Annotated in this window: 11 protein-coding genes and 5 pseudogenes; 12 read left to right on the top strand and 4 right to left on the bottom strand. The window is 72.1% G+C overall.

Going from position 1 to position 18,210, the window contains the following annotated elements:
* Nucleotides 1–400: 400 nt before the first annotated feature.
* The 3 genes and pseudogenes from OG352_RS01885 to OG352_RS01875 all read left to right on the top strand — a co-directional run.
* Nucleotides 401–1,306, top strand: a complete 906-nt coding sequence (locus tag OG352_RS01885) for a universal stress protein (RefSeq protein ID WP_329213606.1) — start codon at nt 401–403, stop codon at nt 1,304–1,306.
* Nucleotides 1,307–1,338: 32 nt separating this feature from the next.
* On the top strand, nt 1,339–2,361 hold the full coding sequence (locus tag OG352_RS01880) for a zinc-dependent alcohol dehydrogenase (RefSeq protein WP_329213604.1): 1,023 nt from the start codon (nt 1,339–1,341) through the stop codon (nt 2,359–2,361).
* A 10-nt stretch (nt 2,362–2,371) separates the two neighbouring features.
* Nucleotides 2,372–2,704 (top strand): annotated as a pseudogene (locus OG352_RS01875) (universal stress protein); the annotation flags it as partial.
* A 17-nt stretch (nt 2,705–2,721) separates the two neighbouring features.
* Here the strand turns inward: OG352_RS01875 and ppk2 are convergent.
* On the bottom strand, nt 2,722–3,525 hold the full coding sequence (gene ppk2 / locus OG352_RS01870) for a polyphosphate kinase 2 (protein WP_329213602.1): 804 nt from the start codon (nt 3,523–3,525) through the stop codon (nt 2,722–2,724).
* 36 nt (nt 3,526–3,561) lie between these two features.
* On the opposite strand from ppk2, the gene OG352_RS01865 reads away from it, so the two are divergent.
* The 3 genes and pseudogenes from OG352_RS01865 (at nt 3,562) to OG352_RS01855 (ending at nt 6,982) form a co-directional block, all read left to right on the top strand.
* Nucleotides 3,562–5,943, top strand: coding sequence for a phosphoketolase family protein (locus tag OG352_RS01865; protein ID WP_329213600.1), 2,382 nt, complete (start codon nt 3,562–3,564; stop codon nt 5,941–5,943).
* Between the two features lie 183 nt (nt 5,944–6,126).
* Nucleotides 6,127–6,261, top strand: a pseudogene (locus OG352_RS01860) (type I glyceraldehyde-3-phosphate dehydrogenase); the annotation flags it as partial.
* A gap of 280 nt (nt 6,262–6,541) precedes the next feature.
* Nucleotides 6,542–6,982, top strand: a complete 441-nt coding sequence (locus tag OG352_RS01855; protein ID WP_329213598.1) for a pyridoxamine 5'-phosphate oxidase family protein — start codon at nt 6,542–6,544, stop codon at nt 6,980–6,982.
* Between the two features lie 73 nt (nt 6,983–7,055).
* On the opposite strand, the pseudogene OG352_RS01850 reads toward OG352_RS01855, so the two are convergent.
* Nucleotides 7,056–7,202 (bottom strand): annotated as a pseudogene (locus OG352_RS01850) (pyridoxamine 5'-phosphate oxidase family protein); the annotation flags it as partial.
* A gap of 242 nt (nt 7,203–7,444) precedes the next feature.
* Nucleotides 7,445–7,756, bottom strand: a pseudogene (locus tag OG352_RS01845) (oleate hydratase); the annotation flags it as partial.
* A 351-nt stretch (nt 7,757–8,107) separates the two neighbouring features.
* On the opposite strand from OG352_RS01845, the gene OG352_RS01840 reads away from it, so the two are divergent.
* The 3 genes and pseudogenes from OG352_RS01840 to OG352_RS01830 all read left to right on the top strand — a co-directional run bounded on the left by OG352_RS01840 (nt 8,108) and on the right by OG352_RS01830 (nt 12,701).
* On the top strand, nt 8,108–9,826 hold the full coding sequence (locus OG352_RS01840) for a sensor histidine kinase (protein ID WP_329213596.1): 1,719 nt from the start codon (nt 8,108–8,110) through the stop codon (nt 9,824–9,826).
* Nucleotides 9,827–9,840: 14 nt separating this feature from the next.
* Nucleotides 9,841–10,386, top strand: a pseudogene (locus OG352_RS01835) (oxygenase MpaB family protein); the annotation flags it as partial.
* Between the two features lie 59 nt (nt 10,387–10,445).
* The gene (locus OG352_RS01830) at nt 10,446–12,701 is read left to right on the top strand and encodes a serine/threonine-protein kinase (protein WP_329213594.1); all 2,256 of its coding nucleotides are present in this window, start codon (nt 10,446–10,448) and stop codon (nt 12,699–12,701) included.
* A gap of 31 nt (nt 12,702–12,732) precedes the next feature.
* Here OG352_RS01830 and OG352_RS01825 read toward each other — a convergent pair whose 3' ends face one another.
* Nucleotides 12,733–13,641 (bottom strand): NUDIX hydrolase, encoded by a 909-nt coding sequence (locus OG352_RS01825; protein ID WP_329213592.1) that lies wholly within the window; start codon nt 13,639–13,641, stop codon nt 12,733–12,735.
* Between the two features lie 204 nt (nt 13,642–13,845).
* Here OG352_RS01825 and OG352_RS01820 point away from each other — a divergent pair, with 204 nt between their 5' ends.
* The 3 genes from OG352_RS01820 to OG352_RS01810 all read left to right on the top strand — a co-directional run bounded on the left by OG352_RS01820 (nt 13,846) and on the right by OG352_RS01810 (nt 18,207).
* Entirely contained in the window at nt 13,846–15,450 is a 1,605-nt protein-coding gene (locus tag OG352_RS01820) for a phytoene desaturase family protein (protein ID WP_329213590.1), read from the top strand.
* A gap of 97 nt (nt 15,451–15,547) precedes the next feature.
* Nucleotides 15,548–16,657: an NAD(P)H-dependent flavin oxidoreductase gene (locus OG352_RS01815; protein ID WP_329213588.1), complete on the top strand. Its 1,110-nt coding sequence runs from the start codon at nt 15,548–15,550 to the stop codon at nt 16,655–16,657.
* Entirely contained in the window at nt 16,654–18,207 is a 1,554-nt protein-coding gene (locus OG352_RS01810) for an acyl-CoA synthetase (protein ID WP_329213586.1), read from the top strand. The genes OG352_RS01815 and OG352_RS01810 overlap by 4 nt, the downstream gene beginning before the upstream one ends.
* Nucleotides 18,208–18,210 lie beyond the last annotated feature (3 nt).

Genomic DNA, 18,210 nt, shown 5'->3' with positions numbered 1-18,210 from the left:
CTGACCTCATGATCCACCGGTGTGCGGCCGGGCGCGAGGACCCCGGCAGACGGTCTGGGCGCCCCCGGTGCCGCACCGAGCCCAACGGCCCCTCGACGCAGGGCCGTTCAGCCCCCATGGCCGCGGACCTTCGGCATCCGGTGCCGCCCGGCGCGCGAGGCCGGAGTGAGTGCCGTCAGGCAACGACCCGACCCCCTCGAAGAGAATCACGACCATGGCCGTGCACGAGTGCCGTCGCCGGAGCTCCGGCTTTCACCTACCCGGGCTGCCACGCCGAGCCGTGCGGGGGACCGGTCGGCCCCAAGCCGGGACCAGTGGCCCCTGCACGGAGAACCGTCCGAAGACCACTCTGGAAGCGGATCCCCTGCCCCAGGATCCCTCGCCCCAGGAGGTGGAGATCATGCTCCGCACCATCACCGTAGGTCTCGACGGCTCGCTCGAGAGCCGGGCCGCCGCGGAATGGGCGGCTCGCGAAGCCGAGCTGCGCGACCTGCCACTGAAGATCGTCCACGTCTGGGAGCCGGTACCGGAGCCGATGGCCCAGGCGCCGCTCCTGGGAGCCGAGACCCAGCAGCACTGGACCGAGCGCATCCCCCGCGAGGCTGCCGAGGGCATCAGCCTGCGTCACCCCGGCGTCGAGGTGATCACTGAGCAGCTCTCCGGACACCCCGGTGACGTGCTGGCCGAGGCGGGGAAGAGCGCCGAGCTGCTCGTCCTGGGCTCGCGTGGCTTCGGCGGGATCGGCGGGTTCATGCTCGGCTCCGTGGGCCTGTCCGCCGTTGCGCACGCGGACCGCCCCGTCGTGCTGGTCCGCGCGCTGGAAGTGGCCGCCGACGAGCACGAGCCGGACCCGGTCGGTATTCCCTCCGCCGCGACCCCCTTCCTGCCCGTGGTCCTCGGACTAGACGTCGAGCACCCGGACGAGGCGCTGATCGAGTTCGCCTTCGACGCCGCCGAGCGCCGCGCGACGTCCCTGCGGGTCGTCCACGGCTGGAACCCTCCGCCCTACTACGCGTACGGCACGCCCGCCAACCCCGCCCTGCACGAGGCGCTGGCCCTCAGCGACGCTGAGGCGCTGGCCGAAGCGCTGCGGCCCTGGCGGCAGAAGTACCCGGACGTCGAGGTCGTCGAGGAGTCCCGCTACGGCAGCGCTGCCCTCCACGTCGTGGACGCCTGCCGCGAGGCATCGCTCGTCGTCGTGGGCCGGCGGGTCCGCCACAGCCCGTTCGGCGCTCACATCGGACACGTCACGCACGCTGTCCTGCACCACTCCACCGCCCCCGTCGCCGTCGTCCCTCACAGCTGACCCCCCCACCCAATCCCGAGGAGAAGACACCCATGAAGGCAGCGGTCGTACGAGCGTTCGGCGAGCCCCTGGTCATCGAGGAGCGCCCCGACCCCGAGCCCGGCCCCGGCCAGGTCCGCGTCCGGGTGGAGGCGTCCGGGCTGTGCCACACCGACATCCACGCGGCCCACGGCGACTGGCCGGTCAAGCCGAACCCGCCGTTCGTCCCCGGGCACGAGGGCGTCGGCCTGGTGGAGGTGCTCGGCGAGGGCGTCACCCACCTGTCCGTCGGGCAGCGGGTCGCCGTTCCGTGGCTCGGCAGGACGTGCGGGCGGTGCGAGCACTGCCTTTCCGGCTGGGAGACGCTGTGCGAGCAGCAGGTCAACACCGGCTACGGCTGCGACGGCGGGTACGCCGAGAAGATGCTTGCCTGGGCCGACTTCGCCCAGCCCGTGCCCGACGGGATCACCGCCTTGGAGGCCGCCCCGCTGACCTGCGCGGGCGTGACGACGTACAAGGCTCTGAAGGTCGCCGACGTCAGGCCCACCCAGCTCGTCGCGATCTCCGGCGTCGGCGGGCTCGGCCATCTCGCCGTGCAGTACGCGAAGATCGCCGGAGCCACGGTCGCGGCGATCGACGTCACCGACGACAAGCTCCAACTGGCCGCCGACCTCGGCGCGGACATCGTCATCGACGCTCGCAAGGAGAACGTCGGCGAGGTGCTCAAGCGGCACGGCGGCGCCCACGCGGCGATCGCGCTCGCGGTGAACGACGCGGCCTTCGAGGCCGTCAACGCCGGGCTGCGGCGCGGCGGCAAGCTGGTCATGGTGGCCCTGCCGGCGCACGGCACGGTCCGCGTGCCCATCTTCGACACCGTGCTCAACGGCACCTCGGTGATCGGCTCGATCGTCGGCACCCGGCAGGACCTCGCCGAGGTCTTCCAACTGCACGCGGCCGGCCGCACCAAGGTCGTCTACGAGGCCCGCCCGCTCGCCTCCGTCAACGACTGCATCGACGAGGTGCTGCGCGGCGAGGTCAAGGCCCGGATCGTCTTCGACCTCGACGCGGGACGGTGAGCAGGATGGTCCCTCCGAGGCCGTACGGGCCTGGCGGTGCCCGGCGCACGAGAGCACCGACCACCCGCTGCTCGCCGGTGAACCCGCACGGCCGCACGAGCAGCAGGCCGCCGAGGTTCTGGAGCAGGCGCTCAAGGATGCTCCGCCGGACGTGGAACTGCGCCGACCCACGGTGGAGGGTCCGGCCCGCGGGGTGCGCCCGGCCGCCTCGCACGGGGCCGACCTGCTGGTGGTCGGCGCCCGGCGCCGCCCCGGGCGGTCCGGTCTCCAGTCGGGGCGGGTCGCCCATGCCGTACTGCACCACGCCGCCTGCGCCGTCGCGGTCGTACCCGAGCGGGCGTGAGAGCGGCGGCCGGCTGCTCAGAGACTCGCCGCGTGATCGGGGACGTAGGTCTGCAGATCGCGCGGCGGGCGCTCGTAGCCGGTCGAGCCCGGGCGCTTCGGCAGATCGAGGACGGGCGGAGGGACGTCGTGGTACGGCACGGAGTCCAGCAGATGGGCGATCATGTTCAGCCGCGCCCGGCGCTTGTCGTCGCTCTCCACCACGTACCAGGGAGCCTCGCTGATGTCGGTGTGCACCAGCATCTCGTCCTTCGCCCGGGAGTACGCCTCCCAGTGGGTGATCGACTCCAGGTCCATCGGGGACAGCTTCCAGCGCCGCAGCGGATCCCCCAGCCGTCGCCGGAAGCGCTCCTGCTGCTCGGTGTCGCTCACCGAGAACCAGTACTTGCGCAGCAGGACCCCCGCCTCGACCAGCATCCGCTCGAAGACCGGGCACTGCCGGAGGAAGAGCTGGTGCTCCTCCTTCGTGCAGAAGCCCATCACGTGCTCGACACCGGCCCGGTTGTACCAGGACCGGTCGAACAGCACGATCTCGCCCGCCGCCGGCAGATGCTCGACGTACCGCTGGAAGTACCACTGGGTGCGCTCGCGCTCAGTCGGCTTCGGAAGCGCCGCGATCCGGGCCACACGCGGGTTGAGGTGTTCGGCGACCCGTTTGATCGTGCCGCCCTTGCCCGCCGCGTCCCGCCCTTCGAAGACCACCACCAGCCGGGTGCCCGACGCCCGCACCCACTCCTGCAGCTTCACCAACTCGGTCTGCAGACGCAGCAGTTCCTTCTCGTACACCTTGCGCGGCAACGCCGCCGCCTTCTTGCCGGCCATGCCGCCTCCACCGCCCGATGACTTCCGGAGTCCCTCATGCCCAAGGTCGAACACCAGGACGCCACGGTACTTTCCGACGACGAGTTGCGCACCCTGGACGCGCACTGGCGGGCCGCCAACTACCTGGCCGCCGGACAGATCTACCTGATGGCCAACCCGCTGCTGACCGAACCCCTGCGGCCCGAGCACATCAAGCCGAGGCTGCTGGGCCACTGGGGCACCTCGCCCGGCCTCAACCTCGTGTACACCCACCTCAACCGCGTGATCAAGGCGCGCGGACTCGACGCCCTGTGCGTCTGGGGACCGGGCCACGGAGGGCCGTCCATCCTGGCCAACGCCTGGCTGGAGGGCAGCTACAGCGAGACCTACCCGGACGTGCCCAGGGACTCCGCCGGCATGGCGCGGCTGTTCCGGCAGTTCTCCTTCCCCGGAGGCGTGCCCAGCCATGTCGCGCCCGAGACGCCCGGCTCGATCCACGAGGGCGGCGAACTCGGCTACTCGCTCTCCCACGCCTACGGCGCCGCATTCGACAACCCCGACCTCCTCGTCGCCTGCGTGATCGGCGACGGTGAGGCGGAGACCGGTCCGCTGGCCGCCGCCTGGCACTCCAACAAGTTCCTGGACCCGGCGCACGACGGCGCGGTGCTGCCGATCCTGCACCTCAACGGCTACAAGATCGCCAACCCGACGGTGCTCTCCCGCATCCCGGAGGCCGAACTCGACGAGCTCCTGCGGGGATACGGGCACGAGCCGATCCATGTGACCGGCGACGACCCGGTCCAGGTGCACCGGGCCATGGCGGCGGCGCTGGACGACGCGCTGGACCGCATCGCCGTGATGCAACAGACCGCCCGCGAGGACGGTGTCACCGAGCGCGTGCACTGGCCGATGATCGTGCTGCGCACCCCGAAGGGCTGGACCGGTCCCGCCGAGGTGGACGGCGTGCCCGTCGAGGGCACCTGGCGCGCCCACCAGGTCCCGCTCGCCGGCGTCCGTGAAAACCCCGACCACCTCCGCCAGTTGGAGGCCTGGCTGCGCTCGTACAAGCCCCGGGAACTCTTCGGCGCCGACGGCCGCCCCGTCGCGGACGTCCTCGCCTGCGTTCCCGACGGCGCACAGCGGCTCGGCGCCACCCCGCATGCCAACGGCGGCCTGCTCGTGCGGGATCTGCCCATCGCACCGCTCGACGAGTTCGCCGTGCCCGTCGACAAGCCGGGCACCACGCTGCACGAGCCGACCCGCGTCCTCGGCGGCCTCCTGGCCCGGGTGATGAAGGACACCGGCGGACGCCGGGACTTCCGCCTCGTCGGCCCGGACGAGACCGCGTCCAACCGGCTCCAGGCCGTCTTCGACGTCAGCGGAAAGGCATGGCAGGCCCAGCACCTCCCGGTCGACGAACACCTCGAGCATCACGGCCGGGTGATGGAGATCCTCTCCGAACACACCTGCCAGGGCTGGCTGGAGGGCTATCTCCTGACAGGCCGTCACGGACTCTTCTCGTGTTACGAGGCGTTCGTGCACATCGTCGACTCGATGGTCAACCAGCACATCAAGTGGCTCAAGACATCACGGGAGTTGGCATGGCGGGCACCCATCGCGTCCCTCAACTACCTCCTCACGTCGCACGTGTGGCGCCAGGACCACAACGGGTTCTCCCACCAGGACCCCGGTTTCGTCGACCACGTCCTCAACAAGAGCCCCGACGTCGTGCGCGTCTATCTGCCGCCGGACGCCAACACCCTGCTGTCGGTGGCGGATCACGCGCTGCGCAGCCGCGACCACGTCAACGTCATCGTGGCCGGCAAGCAGCCCTGCTTCGACTGGCTGTCGATGGACGAGGCCCGCGCTCACTGCGCCCGGGGCGCCGGAATCTGGGAGTGGGCCGGCACGGAGAACGGCGGTGAACCGGACGTCGTCCTGGCCTGCGCCGGCGACGTGCCCACCCTGGAAGTGCTGGCCGCCGCCCAGCTCCTGCGCCACCACCTCCCGCAGCTCGCTGTGCGCGTGGTCAACGTCGTCGACCTGACCCGGCTGCTGCCGAGCGAGGAACACCCGCACGGCATGAGCGACTTCGAGTACGACGCCCTGTTCACCACCGACAAGCCGGTGATCTTCGCCTACCACGGCTACCCGTGGCTCATCCACCGCCTCGCCTACCGCCGCACCGGCCACCACAACCTGCACGTGCGCGGCTACAAGGAGTCCGGCACCACGACCACGCCGTTCGACATGGTCGTCCGCAACGACCTCGACCGCTACCGCCTCGTCATGGACGTCATCGACCGCGTCCCCGGACTCGCCGTACGCGTCGCCGCCGTACGCCAGGAGATGGCGGACGTCCGCACCCGCCATCAGGCCTGGATCCGTGAGCACGGCACCGACTTGCCCGAGGTCGCCGACTGGACCTGGAGCGCCTGACCGTCCATCATCCCTGGAAGGCACCCACCGCCATGACCGTACGGGTCGGCATCAACGGCTTCGGCCGCATCGGACGCGACGTCCGGCATGACGACAGCTCCATCGCCGTCGAAGGACGGCGCATCGCCGTCACCGCCGAGCGCGACCCGGCCGCCCTGCACTGGTGGTCCGACCATGGTGCCGGCATCGTCCTGCGTCTTCGACCCGGCGCTGACCCAGGCCAACGGCACCCTGGCCAAGGTCTTCGGCTGGTACGACAACGAGTGGGGCTGCACCAACCGCCTCCTGGACCTGACGGCGCTGGTGGCGGACGACTGACCGAGTGGGCGGCTCACCGCAGGGCGGAGCCGGGGCCGGTCAGCGGGGCAGGGAGGGCCGATTGGCCCTGGTCGGCCCCCGGACAGCCCCTGTGACACCCCTCCGCTCCGCCGGACGATCGATGTATCGAAAGCCATGGAGGAGACCTGCGATGACGGACGACCTGCTCGACCGACCCTCGGTCCACGCCCTGCTCGCCGACGGCACCACCGTGTGCATACGGCCGGTGCTGCCGGGTGACCACGACCACCGCGATGTCAGGTGAGAGACGAGAAGGCAGATGGACGCCAACGACGGATTCCGCGAACTCGACCGGCAGGAGTGCCTGCACCGGCTCGCCAAGGTGCCGGTGGGGCGCATCGTGTACACACGGCAGGCGCTGCCAGCCGTTCTGCCGGTCAATTTCGGCCTGGACCATGACGGGGCGGTGCTGGTGCGCGTCTCGGCTGCCTCGGAGCTGGTGAGGGCGATCGCCGGAGCTGTGGTCGCCTTCGAGGCCGACGAGGTCGACGCCGCCGCCCACTCCGGCTGGAGCGTCGTGGTCATGGGAGCGGCCGTCCTTGTCACCGACCCCGCCGAGCACGCACGGCTGCTGCGGACCGGGCCGCGTTCCTGGGCGCCGGCGCCGCAGGAGGTCTTCGTGCGCATCGACCCGGAGCTGGTCACCGGACGCGAACTCGTCGGCGGACACACCCTGTACAAAGTGCACCTCCCGTCCTGAACGCCGATCACCACGCGCACTGTCGCACCGGGCGCGCCGCCCGGTGGTCGTCGTGCCGCACGACTCACGCCGCTCAGGACGACGGGGACGGACCCTGGGCTGTGAGACGAACCCCGGTGATCAGATCGGGGCTGATGCGGACGGCGTGATCCATCCGCTGTGACACCCACGGACGCAACAAGGCCTGATAGCGGGCCAGTTCCCCCGGGTCGGTGACCAGCCGGTCGTCGTCGGCCATGGCGGGTGTCCGTATCGTCGGGTCGCGCACGGTTCTCCGTCCGGTGCTCCGTCCGGTGCTCCGTGCCCTGCACGGCTGACTGCGTGGCGACGTGAACGGAGCGACACCGCGGGGGATCGGTGCCGCTCCTGCACTCACTGTCTCTCCTGCCCCTCTCTTCCCACAGGTGCCGATGGTCCCCGGCGGTAGGGCCGGACGTCCCTCACACCTCTGGGTGACCTGCCGAGCCGGGCGATGTCGTCCCAGGCGAAGTCCTCGTGTCCTGCCAGGATCTCCTCGGTCACGGAGACGACCGGGTCGTCGAGGGTGGGGATGCCGGACAGCAGGTCGTATGTGCGGCGGAAGTCGGCCTCGAACATCCGCCCGCCGCGCATGCTGTAGCCGACGTCCGGCGGGCCGCCCGCGGCCAGGCTGCCGCCGAGGGTCCGCTGTTCCTCGACGAGGTGGATGTCGGATCCCCAGAAGCCGCCGTCGCGGACCAGGAACGTCGCCGCGGCCAGTGCCGCGATCCCGCTGCCCACCAGATAACGGACCATGGCGTCGGTCTCCTCCGTCGGGTTTCGGGCCGGGTACCTCTCCAGCCTCCAGCCTCCAGCCTCCGGCCGCCGCAGCCGGAAGCGGCAGGTGCTGTCGGTCCCTTTCACTGGGCCGGTCGGCCCCGGCGGGTCCGTCCCCTTCCCAGGGGCGCGCCCGGAGCGGTCCATCGTGGGGTGCGGGGTGCCTGGGTCGGCGGTGCAGGGCAGGCCCGCCGTCGGCTGAATCGGAGGCGCCGAGGTAAGCCCTGGGCACTCGCCCGATTCGCTACCGCATCCTGCGGCCGACCACTACCGTGACACATGACCGGACCGGTGGGTGTCCGTGCCTTGAGGGGACCTGGAGGAGTACCGGTGGGAAGCCCCGAGGAGGCCCGCGTACGGCTGCCTCAGCTGCGGCTGGACGAGTTGCTGGAGGAGCTCCAGGCGCGTCTGGACGCCGCCCGCGGCACCCGCGACCGGGTGCACAGCCTGCTGGAGGCGGTGTTGTCGGTCGGTCGGGAGCTGGATCTGGAGCAGGCCCTGTACAGCATCGTTGAGGCCGCCGCGGCGCTGGTCGACGCGGAGTACGCGGCGCTCGGCGTGATCGGTCCGGACGGCAAGCGGCTGTCGGCTTTTCACACGATCGGGGTCAGCGAGGAACAGATCGCGCGGATCGGCCCGTATCCGGAGGGCCACGGCATCCTGGGGGAGCTGATCCGCCATCCCGAGCCGTTGCGTCTGGCGAAGATCTCCGAGCACCCGGCCTCGTACGGTTTCCCGCCGCACCACCCGCCGATGAGCACCTTCCTCGGCGTCCCGATCCGGGTGCGCGACCAGGTCTTCGGCAATCTGTACCTGACCGAGAAGCGGGGCGGCGGCCAGTTCGACGAGGAGGACGTCTCGGTCACGCTCACGCTGGCCGTGGCGGCCGGCGTGGCGATCGACAACGCGCGTCTGTACGAGGAGTCCCGGCTGCGGGAACGCTGGCTGCGGGCGAACGCGGAGATCACCCTGAGCCTGATGTCCGGCGGTGAGCGCTCCGAGGTTCTCGCCCTGATCGCGGAGCGGGCCGGTGAGATCACCGGAAGTGCCCTGGCGGCGGTCGCGCTGTCCATGGGGGACACCGGGTCGCTCGCCGTGGAGATCGCCGTCGGGGTGGACGCCGAGGCACACCGGGGGCTCGTACTGCCGGTGGACCGGAGCCTGATGGGCCTGGCCTTCTCGGGGGCGGTTCCGGTCACCAGCGAGGACGTCGCTCAGGATGCACGCATCTCCCTGGAGCCTCCGCGTTTCGGGGGACTCGGCCCTGCTGTGGCCGTGCCCATCGGCACGCGCGAGGCGGGTGTGCGAGGCGTGGTCCTGCTGGCGCGAGAAGCCGGCCGGCCGGTGTTCTCGGCGACGGAGACCGAGACCTTGCAGGCCTTCGCCGCGCAGGCCGCCGTCGCGATGGAGCTGGCGGAACGCCGCCAGGACGCCGAGGAGGTCGCCGTGCTCAAGGACCGCGACCGTATCGCGCGGGACCTGCACGACCTCGCGATCCAGCGGCTGTTCGCCACCGGCATGACCCTGCAGAGCGCGGGCCGCTTCATCGAGCACGAGGAGGCCTCCGAACGGGTGGTCCGCGCGGTCGACGACCTGGACGAGACCATCAAGATCATCAGGTCGACGATCTTCGGCCTGCGCACGCGTGAGGGCAACGGCGAGACGGGGCTGAGGGCGCGAGCCGTAAGGGTGGTCGGGGAGGCGGCGCCGGTCCTCGGCTTCGCCGCCAGTGTGCGCATGGAGGGCCTGCTGGACACCGACGTGCCGAAGGAGATCGCCGACCACGTGGTGGCGGTGCTCTCCGAGGCCTTGACCAACATCGCCCGCCACGCCCATGCGGACCGGGCCGATGTGCTCCTGGCCACGGACGGGCGGGAGGTGAGGCTCTCGGTCACCGACAACGGCGTGGGCATCCCGGACGAAGGCCGCCGCAGTGGGCTGCGCAACATGGCGGAACGCGCCGAGCAGTTGGGCGGACGCCTGGAACTGGGGAAGCCCGAGGGCGGCGGCACCGCGCTGGTGTGGCGGGTGCCGTCACGGAAGGTGTAGGGGCACCAGTCTCACGCTACGGCGTCGACGAACCCGCGCTGCTGTGGGTGCACTGCGCCGAGATCGACTCCCATCTGCACGTCCTGCGCCGTTCCGGCTACCCCCTCACCTACGCCGCTGCCGACCGCTACATGGCCGAACGCCGCGTCAGCGCCCGCCTGGTGGGCCTCGACCCCGACGCCGTACCCGGCGACCGGGCCGAGATGGAGGCGTACTTCGAGAAGGTGCGCCCCGAACTCGCCGCCGGACCCGAGGCGCGCGAGGTCGACGACTTCCTGCTCCGACCGCCGGCCCACCCCCTGCTCGTCCCGGCGCGCGCCCTGCTGTGGCGGCGCGTGGCGCACCTGGCGTACGCCTCGCTGCCGCCGTACGCCCACGAGCTGTACGGCAGGCGCGCCCCGCAACCCGCCACCGTCACCCGCCGGTTGAGGGCCACGGGCACCCTGCTGCGCCGTGTCCCCGTACGGGTGCGGTGGCAGCTTCCGCCCCAGCACATCCTGCGGGCCATGGCCCGGCTCGGCCCCCAGGCCCGTCCGGTGCCGTACAAAGCCAAGCCATAGGCCGCCATACTGGACGAGCCAGGGGGAGGGCCGGAAAGTGACGGGGGCGGCGGCGCACTATGGCGGAGAGCAGGCTGATCCAGGGCCGGTACCGGCTGATCGACCTGATCGGGCGCGGGGGCATGGGCGAGGTGTGGCGGGCCCGTGACGAGTCCCTCGGCCGACAGGTCGCCGTGAAGTGTCTCAAACCGATCAGCCCGCACCGCGACCCGTCCTTCGGGCGCGTCGTGCGCGAGCGGTTCCGGCGCGAGGGCCGCGTCGCCGCCTCGCTCCAGCACCGCGGGGTGACGGTCGTCCACGACTTCGGCGACCACGACGGCGTCCTCTTCCTCGTCATGGAACTCCTGGACGGCAGCGACCTGTGCCAGTTGCTGGACGACAACGAGCGCCGGCCGCTGCCCGTCCCCGACGTCGTGGAGATCGCCGACCAGGTCGCCGCGGCCCTCGCCTACACCCACCGGCAGGGCATCGTGCACCGCGACCTGAAACCCGCGAACATCGTGCGGCTCACCGACGGCACGGTGAAGATCTGCGACTTCGGCATCGCCCGCCTCGGCCACGACATCGGCTTCACCTCCCGCCTCACCGGCACCGGCATCGCCATGGGCACCCCGCACTACATGTCGCCCGAGCAGATCGGCGCCGAGGAGGTCGACCACCGCAGCGACCTCTACTCGCTGGGGTGCGTGCTGTACGAGATCGCCACCGGGGCACCGCCGTTCGACCTCGACGACCCGTGGGCGATCCTCGTCGGCCACCGCGACACCCCGCCCCGGCCGCCGCGCGAGCACCGCCCCGACCTGCCCGAGCACCTCGACCGGATCATCCTGGACCTGCTGGCCAAGCAGCCCGGACAACGCCCCCACGACGCCCGCGAGATCGTCCGGCGCATCGCCGCCGGCCGCACCGCATCGGCGTACGTGCCGACCGTGGTGACACCCGGGCCCGAGACACGGCCGCCCCAGCCGCTGCCGCCCGAGCCCGCGGGCCTCGAGCCCCGGCTGCCGTCCTGGACCCGGGGCATGACCACCGGCCACAAGGCCACCGGCGCCGGACTGCCGGTCACGATCCCGGACGCCGGGGCGGCCCTGACCGGCGAGTGGATCCCCCGGCCGGCCCTCGGCGCCGCCCCCGTTCCGCCGTCGCCGGACACGCCGTCCCCGCAGGAGCTCACCGCGCTCACCGAGCTCGTCGGACGGCACGACGCGGGCCTCGGTCTCGCCCGACTCGGGCGCTGGGCCGAGGCCGGGGAGCTGCACCGCGCCGTCGCCGCCGAACGCGCGCACCTCCTCGGCCCGGACCACCCCGAGACCCTCGCCAGCCGCTACGAGGTCGCCTTCACCCTCAGCCGCAACGGCCGCGCCACCGACGCGCTGCGCGAGTACCAGGACGTGGCCGCCGCCCGCACCCGGGTCCTGGGCGCCGAGCACGCCGACACGCTCGCCACCCGCCAGGAAATGGCCTATGTGCTCGGCCAGTTGGGCCGTCACTCCGACGCCCGGCAGGTGTACGCGTCGGTCCTCGCCGTCCGGGTGCGCACGACGGGCGCCGACCATCCCGACACCCTGCGCTGCCGCCACAACCTCGCCTTCAACCTCAGCCGGCTCGGCCGCCTGGAGGAGTCGTACCGGATGGCGGGCGAGGTGGCCGTCGCCCGCGCCCGCGTGCTGGGCCCCAGCCACCCGGACACGCTCGTCACGCGCTACGAAGTCGCCTACGCCCTGGGCCAGTTGGGCCGCTGGCCGGAAGCGCTGCAGGCCTACCGGGAGGTCGCCGCGGCCCGCGCGCAGGCGCTCGGCCCCGACCACCCCGACACCCTCGCCGCCCGCTACGAGACCGGCATCAGCCTGGGCCGCCTCGGCCGCAGCGAGGAGGCGCTCCAGCTCTACCGCGACCTCGTCGACGACCGCACCCGCCTCCACGGCCGGGCCCACCCCGAGACCCTGCGCGCCCGGCACGGTCTCGGCGTCAACCTCGGCCGGCTGGGCCGCTGGGAGGAGGCGCTCGCCGAGTCCCGGGACGTGTGCGCGATCCGCGAGCGGGTGCTCGGCGCCGACCATCCCGACACGCTCGTCAGCCGCCGCGAGGTCGCCGTCGGCCTGGGCTGGCTGGGCCGCTGGGCCGACGCCCTGGCCGAGTACCGGCGGGTGGCCGCGACCCGCGAGCACGTCCTGGGCGGCGACCACCCCGACACCCTCGCGAGCCGCAGCGACGAGGCCCACTGCCTGGAACAGCTCGGCCGCGGTCAGGAGGCGGCCGACCTGTACCGGAGGGTGGCGGTGCTGCGACAGCACCGCGCGGCCGGCGGAGCGTAGGCCTGCCGAGCCCTGACACCGACGTCCAGGGTCAGCCCGTCTGACCCCAGCCCAGTTCCGTGTACAGCCGTCCTTCGCGGATTCCGGTGATCGCCGCCCTCGCGTACGCCACCATCGGCTCCGGCAGCGCGTCCACGGGCCACCAGTCCCAGCCGAGGCATTTGTCCGGCTCCAGCAGTTGTGGCTCGCCCTGCCAGTGCCGGGCGCGGAAGACGAGCTGGAGGCGCGGCCGGGTGGCGGGCGCGTGCAGGACGTGGACGACGTGCGCCAGCTCGACGTCCGCCGCCGCGATCTCCAGACCGGCCTCCTCCCGGGCCTCGCGGATCAGACAGGCGACGGCGGACTCCTGCTCGCAGTGACCGGCCAGGAAGTGATGGCTGAGGGGCGCGAAGGGCGAGTCGGGATGGCGCAACCCGAGAAGGATCTTGCCGTCGCGTTCCAGATGGAGATGGACGCCCACGGCGTTGAGGACGTGCTGCCGCGCGGGCGGCTGCGGCGAGGGAACGACGGGGTCGGCCCGGTGCCGGTCGAGGACCTCCGCGGCCCATGGCGCCATCGTCAGGCGAGCGGTGGTCGCCGCGTCGAAGAAGGCGAACATGATGCCCTCGGTGACGGGCAGCAAGGCGGGATCGCCGTCCCAACTGCCCAGAAAAACCTGGATGTTGTCGTCGACGACCGTGTACCGGGTCAGTCCGTCGACGACGAGTCCCGTCTCCTCCAGCAGCTCACGCACGACGCCCTCCTCGGGCGTCTCGTCCCCCTCACAGGCACCGCCGGGCAGCGACCAAGTACCCGGATCGCAGATCGGTTTGTGCGCATCGCGCAGGTGGAGGAGGTACTGACCACGCCGGTTGAGCAACAGCGCGGCGGTCTGACGGGGCTCGGGACCGGACCCGGGATCTGGATCGGGCTTCAACTTCGGCTTCGGTGCGGCGGTCAAGGGTTCCCCTCGCGTCCAACATGCTCGCGTTTCAACGTACTTGAGGTCATCCTGATCGTATGCGTCGTATGGGAGCCGAGACCCCGTATCCAGACCCACCGCACGCCGACTTTCCTCGGGGTCCGGCTCCGGCTCCAGCGCCCCTGACCGGCTGCCCGTGATCGCCTCTGGCCGATCTTGATCGGGTCGTGTTACGAAGGATCCATGCCTGCACACGAGGGACACGAAGGAGCCGAGGGTCACCGCGCCCCCGGGGGGCACCGCGCCTACGACGTCGTCATCGTCGGCGGTGGACACAACGGGCTGGTCGCCGCCGCCTATCTGGCCCGGGCCGGGCGGTCCGTGCTGGTGCTGGAGCGGCTGGACCACACCGGGGGCGCCGCCGTCTCCACCCGGCCGTTCGCCGGCGTGGACGCCCGGCTGTCACGCTACTCGTACCTGGTCAGCCTCCTCCCGCAGAAGATCGTGCGGGACCTGGGGCTGCACTTCCGCGTCCAGGGTCGCACCATTTCCTCGTACACCCCCGTGGAGCGCGGCGGACGGTCGACCGGACTGCTCGTGGGCGGCGGCGAGGAACGCACCCGGGAGGCGTTCGCGCGGCTGACGGGCGGCGAGCGCGAGTACGCGGCATGGGAGCGTTTCTACGGCATGACCGGCCGCGTCGCCCGGCGGGTGTTCCCCACGCTCACCGAACCGCTGCCCACCCGGGACGAACTGCGCCGGCGCGTCGACGATGAGGAGGCGTGGCGGATCCTCTTCGAGGAGCCCGTCGGCGTCGCCGTCGAGGAGCGCTTCGCGGACGACCTGGTGCGGGGCGTGGTCCTCACCGACGCCCTCATCGGCACCTTCGCCGACGCCCACGACCCCTCCCTCAAGCAGAACCGCTGCTTCCTCTACCACGTCATCGGCGGCGGCACCGGCGCCTGGGACGTCCCCGTCGGCGGCATGGGCGCCCTGACCGACGCCCTCGCAGCCGCCGCCCGGGACGCGGGCGCCGTCCTCGCCACCGGGCACGAGGCGGTACGCATCGCCACGGACGGCCGTACGGCGGAGGTCACGTACCGCACGGCCGACGGCGAGGGTGTCGCCGCCGCCCGCCACGTCCTGGTGAACGCCTCCCCGCAAGCCCTCGCGGCCCTCACCGGCGACGCGCCGCCCGCCCCCGCCGAGGGCGCCCAGCTCAAGGTGAACATGCTGGTCAAGCGGCTGCCCAGGCTGCGCGACAGCGCCGTCGACCCGCGTGAGGCATTCGCCGGCACCTTCCACATCGCCGAGGGCTACGAACAGCTCGCCACCGCCCACGCCCAGGCCGCCGCCGGTGAACTCCCCGCCGCCCCGCCCTCCGAGATCTACTGCCACTCCCTGACCGACCCGGGCATCCTCGGCCCGGACCTGGTCGAACAGGGCTACCAGACCCTGACCCTCTTCGGCCTGCACACACCCGCCCGGCTCTTCGAACGGGACAACGACGCCGTGCGCGAGGAACTCCTCAAAGCCACCCTCGCCCAGCTCGACGCCCACCTCGCCGAACCCCTCGCCGACTGCCTGGCCACCGACGCCGACGGCCGCCCCTGCATCGAGGCGCGGACCCCGCTGGACCTGGAGCGCGACCTCGGACTCCCCGGCGGCAACATCTTCCACCGCGACCTCACCTGGCCGTACGCCCAGGAGGGCACCGGCCGCTGGGGCGTGGAGACCCGGCACGCGAACATCGTGCTGTGCGGCGCCGGGGCGGTGCGCGGCGGAGGGGTGAGCGGAGTGCCGGGCCACAACGCGGCGATGGCGGTACTGGAGACACCGGCCGACTGAGACCCCGCGGCGGTTGAACAGCGGCCCCGGCGCAAGAATCTGACGGTGTATCAGAAAAAGCCTTCCGTCGGCCGGTCGGCTGGGGCATCCTGCGCCCATGCAGACGGAGCTGAGCAAGCAACTGGGAGTCGAGCACGCCGTCTTCGGGTTCACGCCGTTCCCCGCAGTCGCCGCGGCCATCAGCCGCGCGGGCGGCTTCGGCGTGCTCGGCGCGGTCCGCTACACCGCCCCCGACGACCTCAAACGCGACCTCGACTGGATCGAGGCGCATGTCGACGGCAAGCCGTACGGCCTCGATGTCGTCATGCCCGCGAAGAAGGTCGAGGGCGTCAGTGAGGCCGATGTCGAGGCGATGATCCCCGAGGGGCACCGGCAGTTCGTGCGGGACACCCTCGCCAAGTACGGGGTGCCGGAGCTGGCCGAGGGCGAGGCGTCCGGGTGGCGGATCACCGGCTGGATGGAGCAGGTCGCCCGCAGTCAGCTCGACGTCGCCTTCGACTACCCGATCCGGCTGCTGGCCAACGCCCTCGGCTCCCCGCCCGCCGACGTCGTCGCCCGCGCCCACGAGCGACACGTCCTCGTCGCCGCGCTCGCGGGCAGCGCCCGGCACGCCCGCAAGCACAGGGACGGCGGCATCGACATCGTCGTCGCCCAGGGCTACGAGGCGGGCGGGCACACCGGCGAGATCGCCTCCATGGTGCTCACCCCGGAGGTCGTCGAGGCCGTCGACCCGCTGCCGGTCCTCGCCGCCGGCGGCATCGGCAGCGGACGGCAGGTCGCCGCCGCCCTCGCCCTGGGCGCCCAGGGCGTGTGGCTCGGGTCGGTCTGGCTGACCACCGCGGAGGCCGACCTGCACTCGCCCGCCCTCACCCGCAAGCTCCTCGCGGCCGGCTCCGGCGACACGGTCCGCTCCCGCGCGCTGACCGGGAAACCCGCCCGCCAGCTCCGTACCGAATGGACCGACGCCTGGGACGCCCCCGACGGACCCGGCACCCTCCCCATGCCCCTGCAGGGACTGCTCGTCGCCGAGGCCGTCTCGCGCATCCAGAAGCACGGGGTCGACCCGCTGCTCGGCACGCCCGTCGGCCAGATCGTCGGCCGGATGAACGAAGTCCGCAGCGTCCAGGCCGTCTTCGACGACCTCACCCGCGGCTTCGAGCGGGCCGTGGACCACGTCAACCGCATCGCCGGAAGGAGCGGCCAGTGACCGGCACACCCCCCACGGGCTTCTGGGCCCAGGCGACCGCCGACCCCGACCGCACGGTCCTGATCGCACCGGACGGCGAGGAGTGGACCGCCGGACGCCTGCACGCCGCCGCCAACCGGCTCGTGCACGGACTGCGCGCCGCCGGTCTCGAACGCGGCGACGCCTTCGCCGTCGTACTGCCCAACTCGGCGGAGTTCTTCACCGCCCATCTCGCCGCCACCCAGGCCGGCTTCTACCTCGTCCCCGTCAACCACCACCTCGTCGGCCCCGAGATCGCCTGGATCGTCTCCGACTCCGGCGCCAAGGTCCTGCTCGCACACGGGCGTTACGGCGACCAGGCGTCCCGCGCCGCCGACGAGGCCGGCCTCCCCGCCACCCACCGGTACGCCGTCGGCGAGGCCGACGGCTTCCGTCCGTACGCCGAACTCCTCGACGGGCAGCCGGAGTCGGCGCCCGCCGACCGCACCCTCGGCTGGGTCATGAACTACACCTCGGGCACCACCGGCCGGCCCCGAGGCATCCGCCGCCCACTGCCCGGCAAACCGCCCGAAGAGGCGTACCTCGGCGGCTTCCTCGGCATCTTCGGCGTCCGGCCGTTCGACGACAACGTCCACCTGGTCTGCTCGCCGCTCTACCACACGGCCGTCCTCCAGTTCGCGAGCGCGTCCCTGCACATCGGCCACCCGCTGGTCCTGATGGACAAGTGGACGCCCGAGGAGATGCTCCGCCTCATCGACGCCCACCGCTGCACCCACACCCACATGGTCCCGACCCAGTTCCACCGCCTGCTGGCCCTCCCGGAGGCCACCAGGCAGTCGTACGACGTCACGTCCATGCGGCACGCCATCCACGGCGCCGCGCCCTGCCCGGACCATGTGAAGCGGGCGATGATCGACTGGTGGGGCACGTGCGTGGAGGAGTACTACGCGGCCAGCGAGGGCGGCGGCGCCTTCGCGACCGCCGAGGACTGGCTCAAGAAGCCCGGCACGGTCGGAAAGGCCTGGCCCATCAGCGAGTTGGCGGTCTTCGACGACGACGGCGACCCCCTCCCGCCCGGTGAACTGGGCACGGTCTACATGAAGATGACGACCGGCGGCTTCGCCTATCACAAGGACGAGGACAAGACGCGGAAGAACCGCATCGGTGACTTCTTCACCGTCGGCGACCTCGGTGTCCTCGACGGGGACGGCTACCTCTTCCTCCGGGACCGCAAGATCGACCTGATCATCTCGGGCGGCGTCAACATCTACCCCGCCGAGATCGAGTCCGCGCTGCTCGCCCACCCCGCCGTCGCCGACGCCGCCGCCTTCGGCATCCCGCACGACGACTGGGGCGAGGAGGTCAAGGCGGTCGTCGAACCGGCCCCGGGGCACGAGCCCGGCCCCGACCTCGCCGCCACGCTCCTCGGCCACTGCGCCGAGCGGCTCGCCGGGTACAAGCGGCCCAAGACCGTGGACTTCATCGCCGAGATGCCCCGCGATCCCAACGGGAAGCTGTACAAGCGGCGGCTGCGGGAGCCGTACTGGGAGGGGCGGCAGCGGCCCCTGTGACGG

The sequence above is a fragment of the Streptomyces sp. NBC_01485 genome, assembly GCF_036227125.1.
GTDB lineage: Bacteria > Actinomycetota > Actinomycetes > Streptomycetales > Streptomycetaceae > Streptomyces.
This window is presented reverse-complemented; position numbering and strand designations above follow the sequence as displayed.

What these genes read in the sequence shown, in the direction of transcription:
- OG352_RS01865 (WP_329213600.1), top strand. Translation starts at nt 3,562, where the DNA reads ATGCCCAAGGTCGAACACCAGGACGCCACGGTACTTTCCGACGACGAG.
- OG352_RS01820 (WP_329213590.1), top strand. Translation starts at nt 13,846, where the DNA reads ATGCCTGCACACGAGGGACACGAAGGAGCCGAGGGTCACCGCGCCCCC.
- OG352_RS01885 (WP_329213606.1), top strand. Translation starts at nt 401, where the DNA reads ATGCTCCGCACCATCACCGTAGGTCTCGACGGCTCGCTCGAGAGCCGG.
- OG352_RS01855 (WP_329213598.1), top strand. Translation starts at nt 6,542, where the DNA reads ATGGACGCCAACGACGGATTCCGCGAACTCGACCGGCAGGAGTGCCTG.
- OG352_RS01815 (WP_329213588.1), top strand. Translation starts at nt 15,548, where the DNA reads ATGCAGACGGAGCTGAGCAAGCAACTGGGAGTCGAGCACGCCGTCTTC.
- OG352_RS01830 (WP_329213594.1), top strand. Translation starts at nt 10,446, where the DNA reads ATGGCGGAGAGCAGGCTGATCCAGGGCCGGTACCGGCTGATCGACCTG.
- OG352_RS01880 (WP_329213604.1), top strand. Translation starts at nt 1,339, where the DNA reads ATGAAGGCAGCGGTCGTACGAGCGTTCGGCGAGCCCCTGGTCATCGAG.
- ppk2 (WP_329213602.1), bottom strand. Translation starts at nt 3,525, where the DNA reads ATGGCCGGCAAGAAGGCGGCGGCGTTGCCGCGCAAGGTGTACGAGAAG.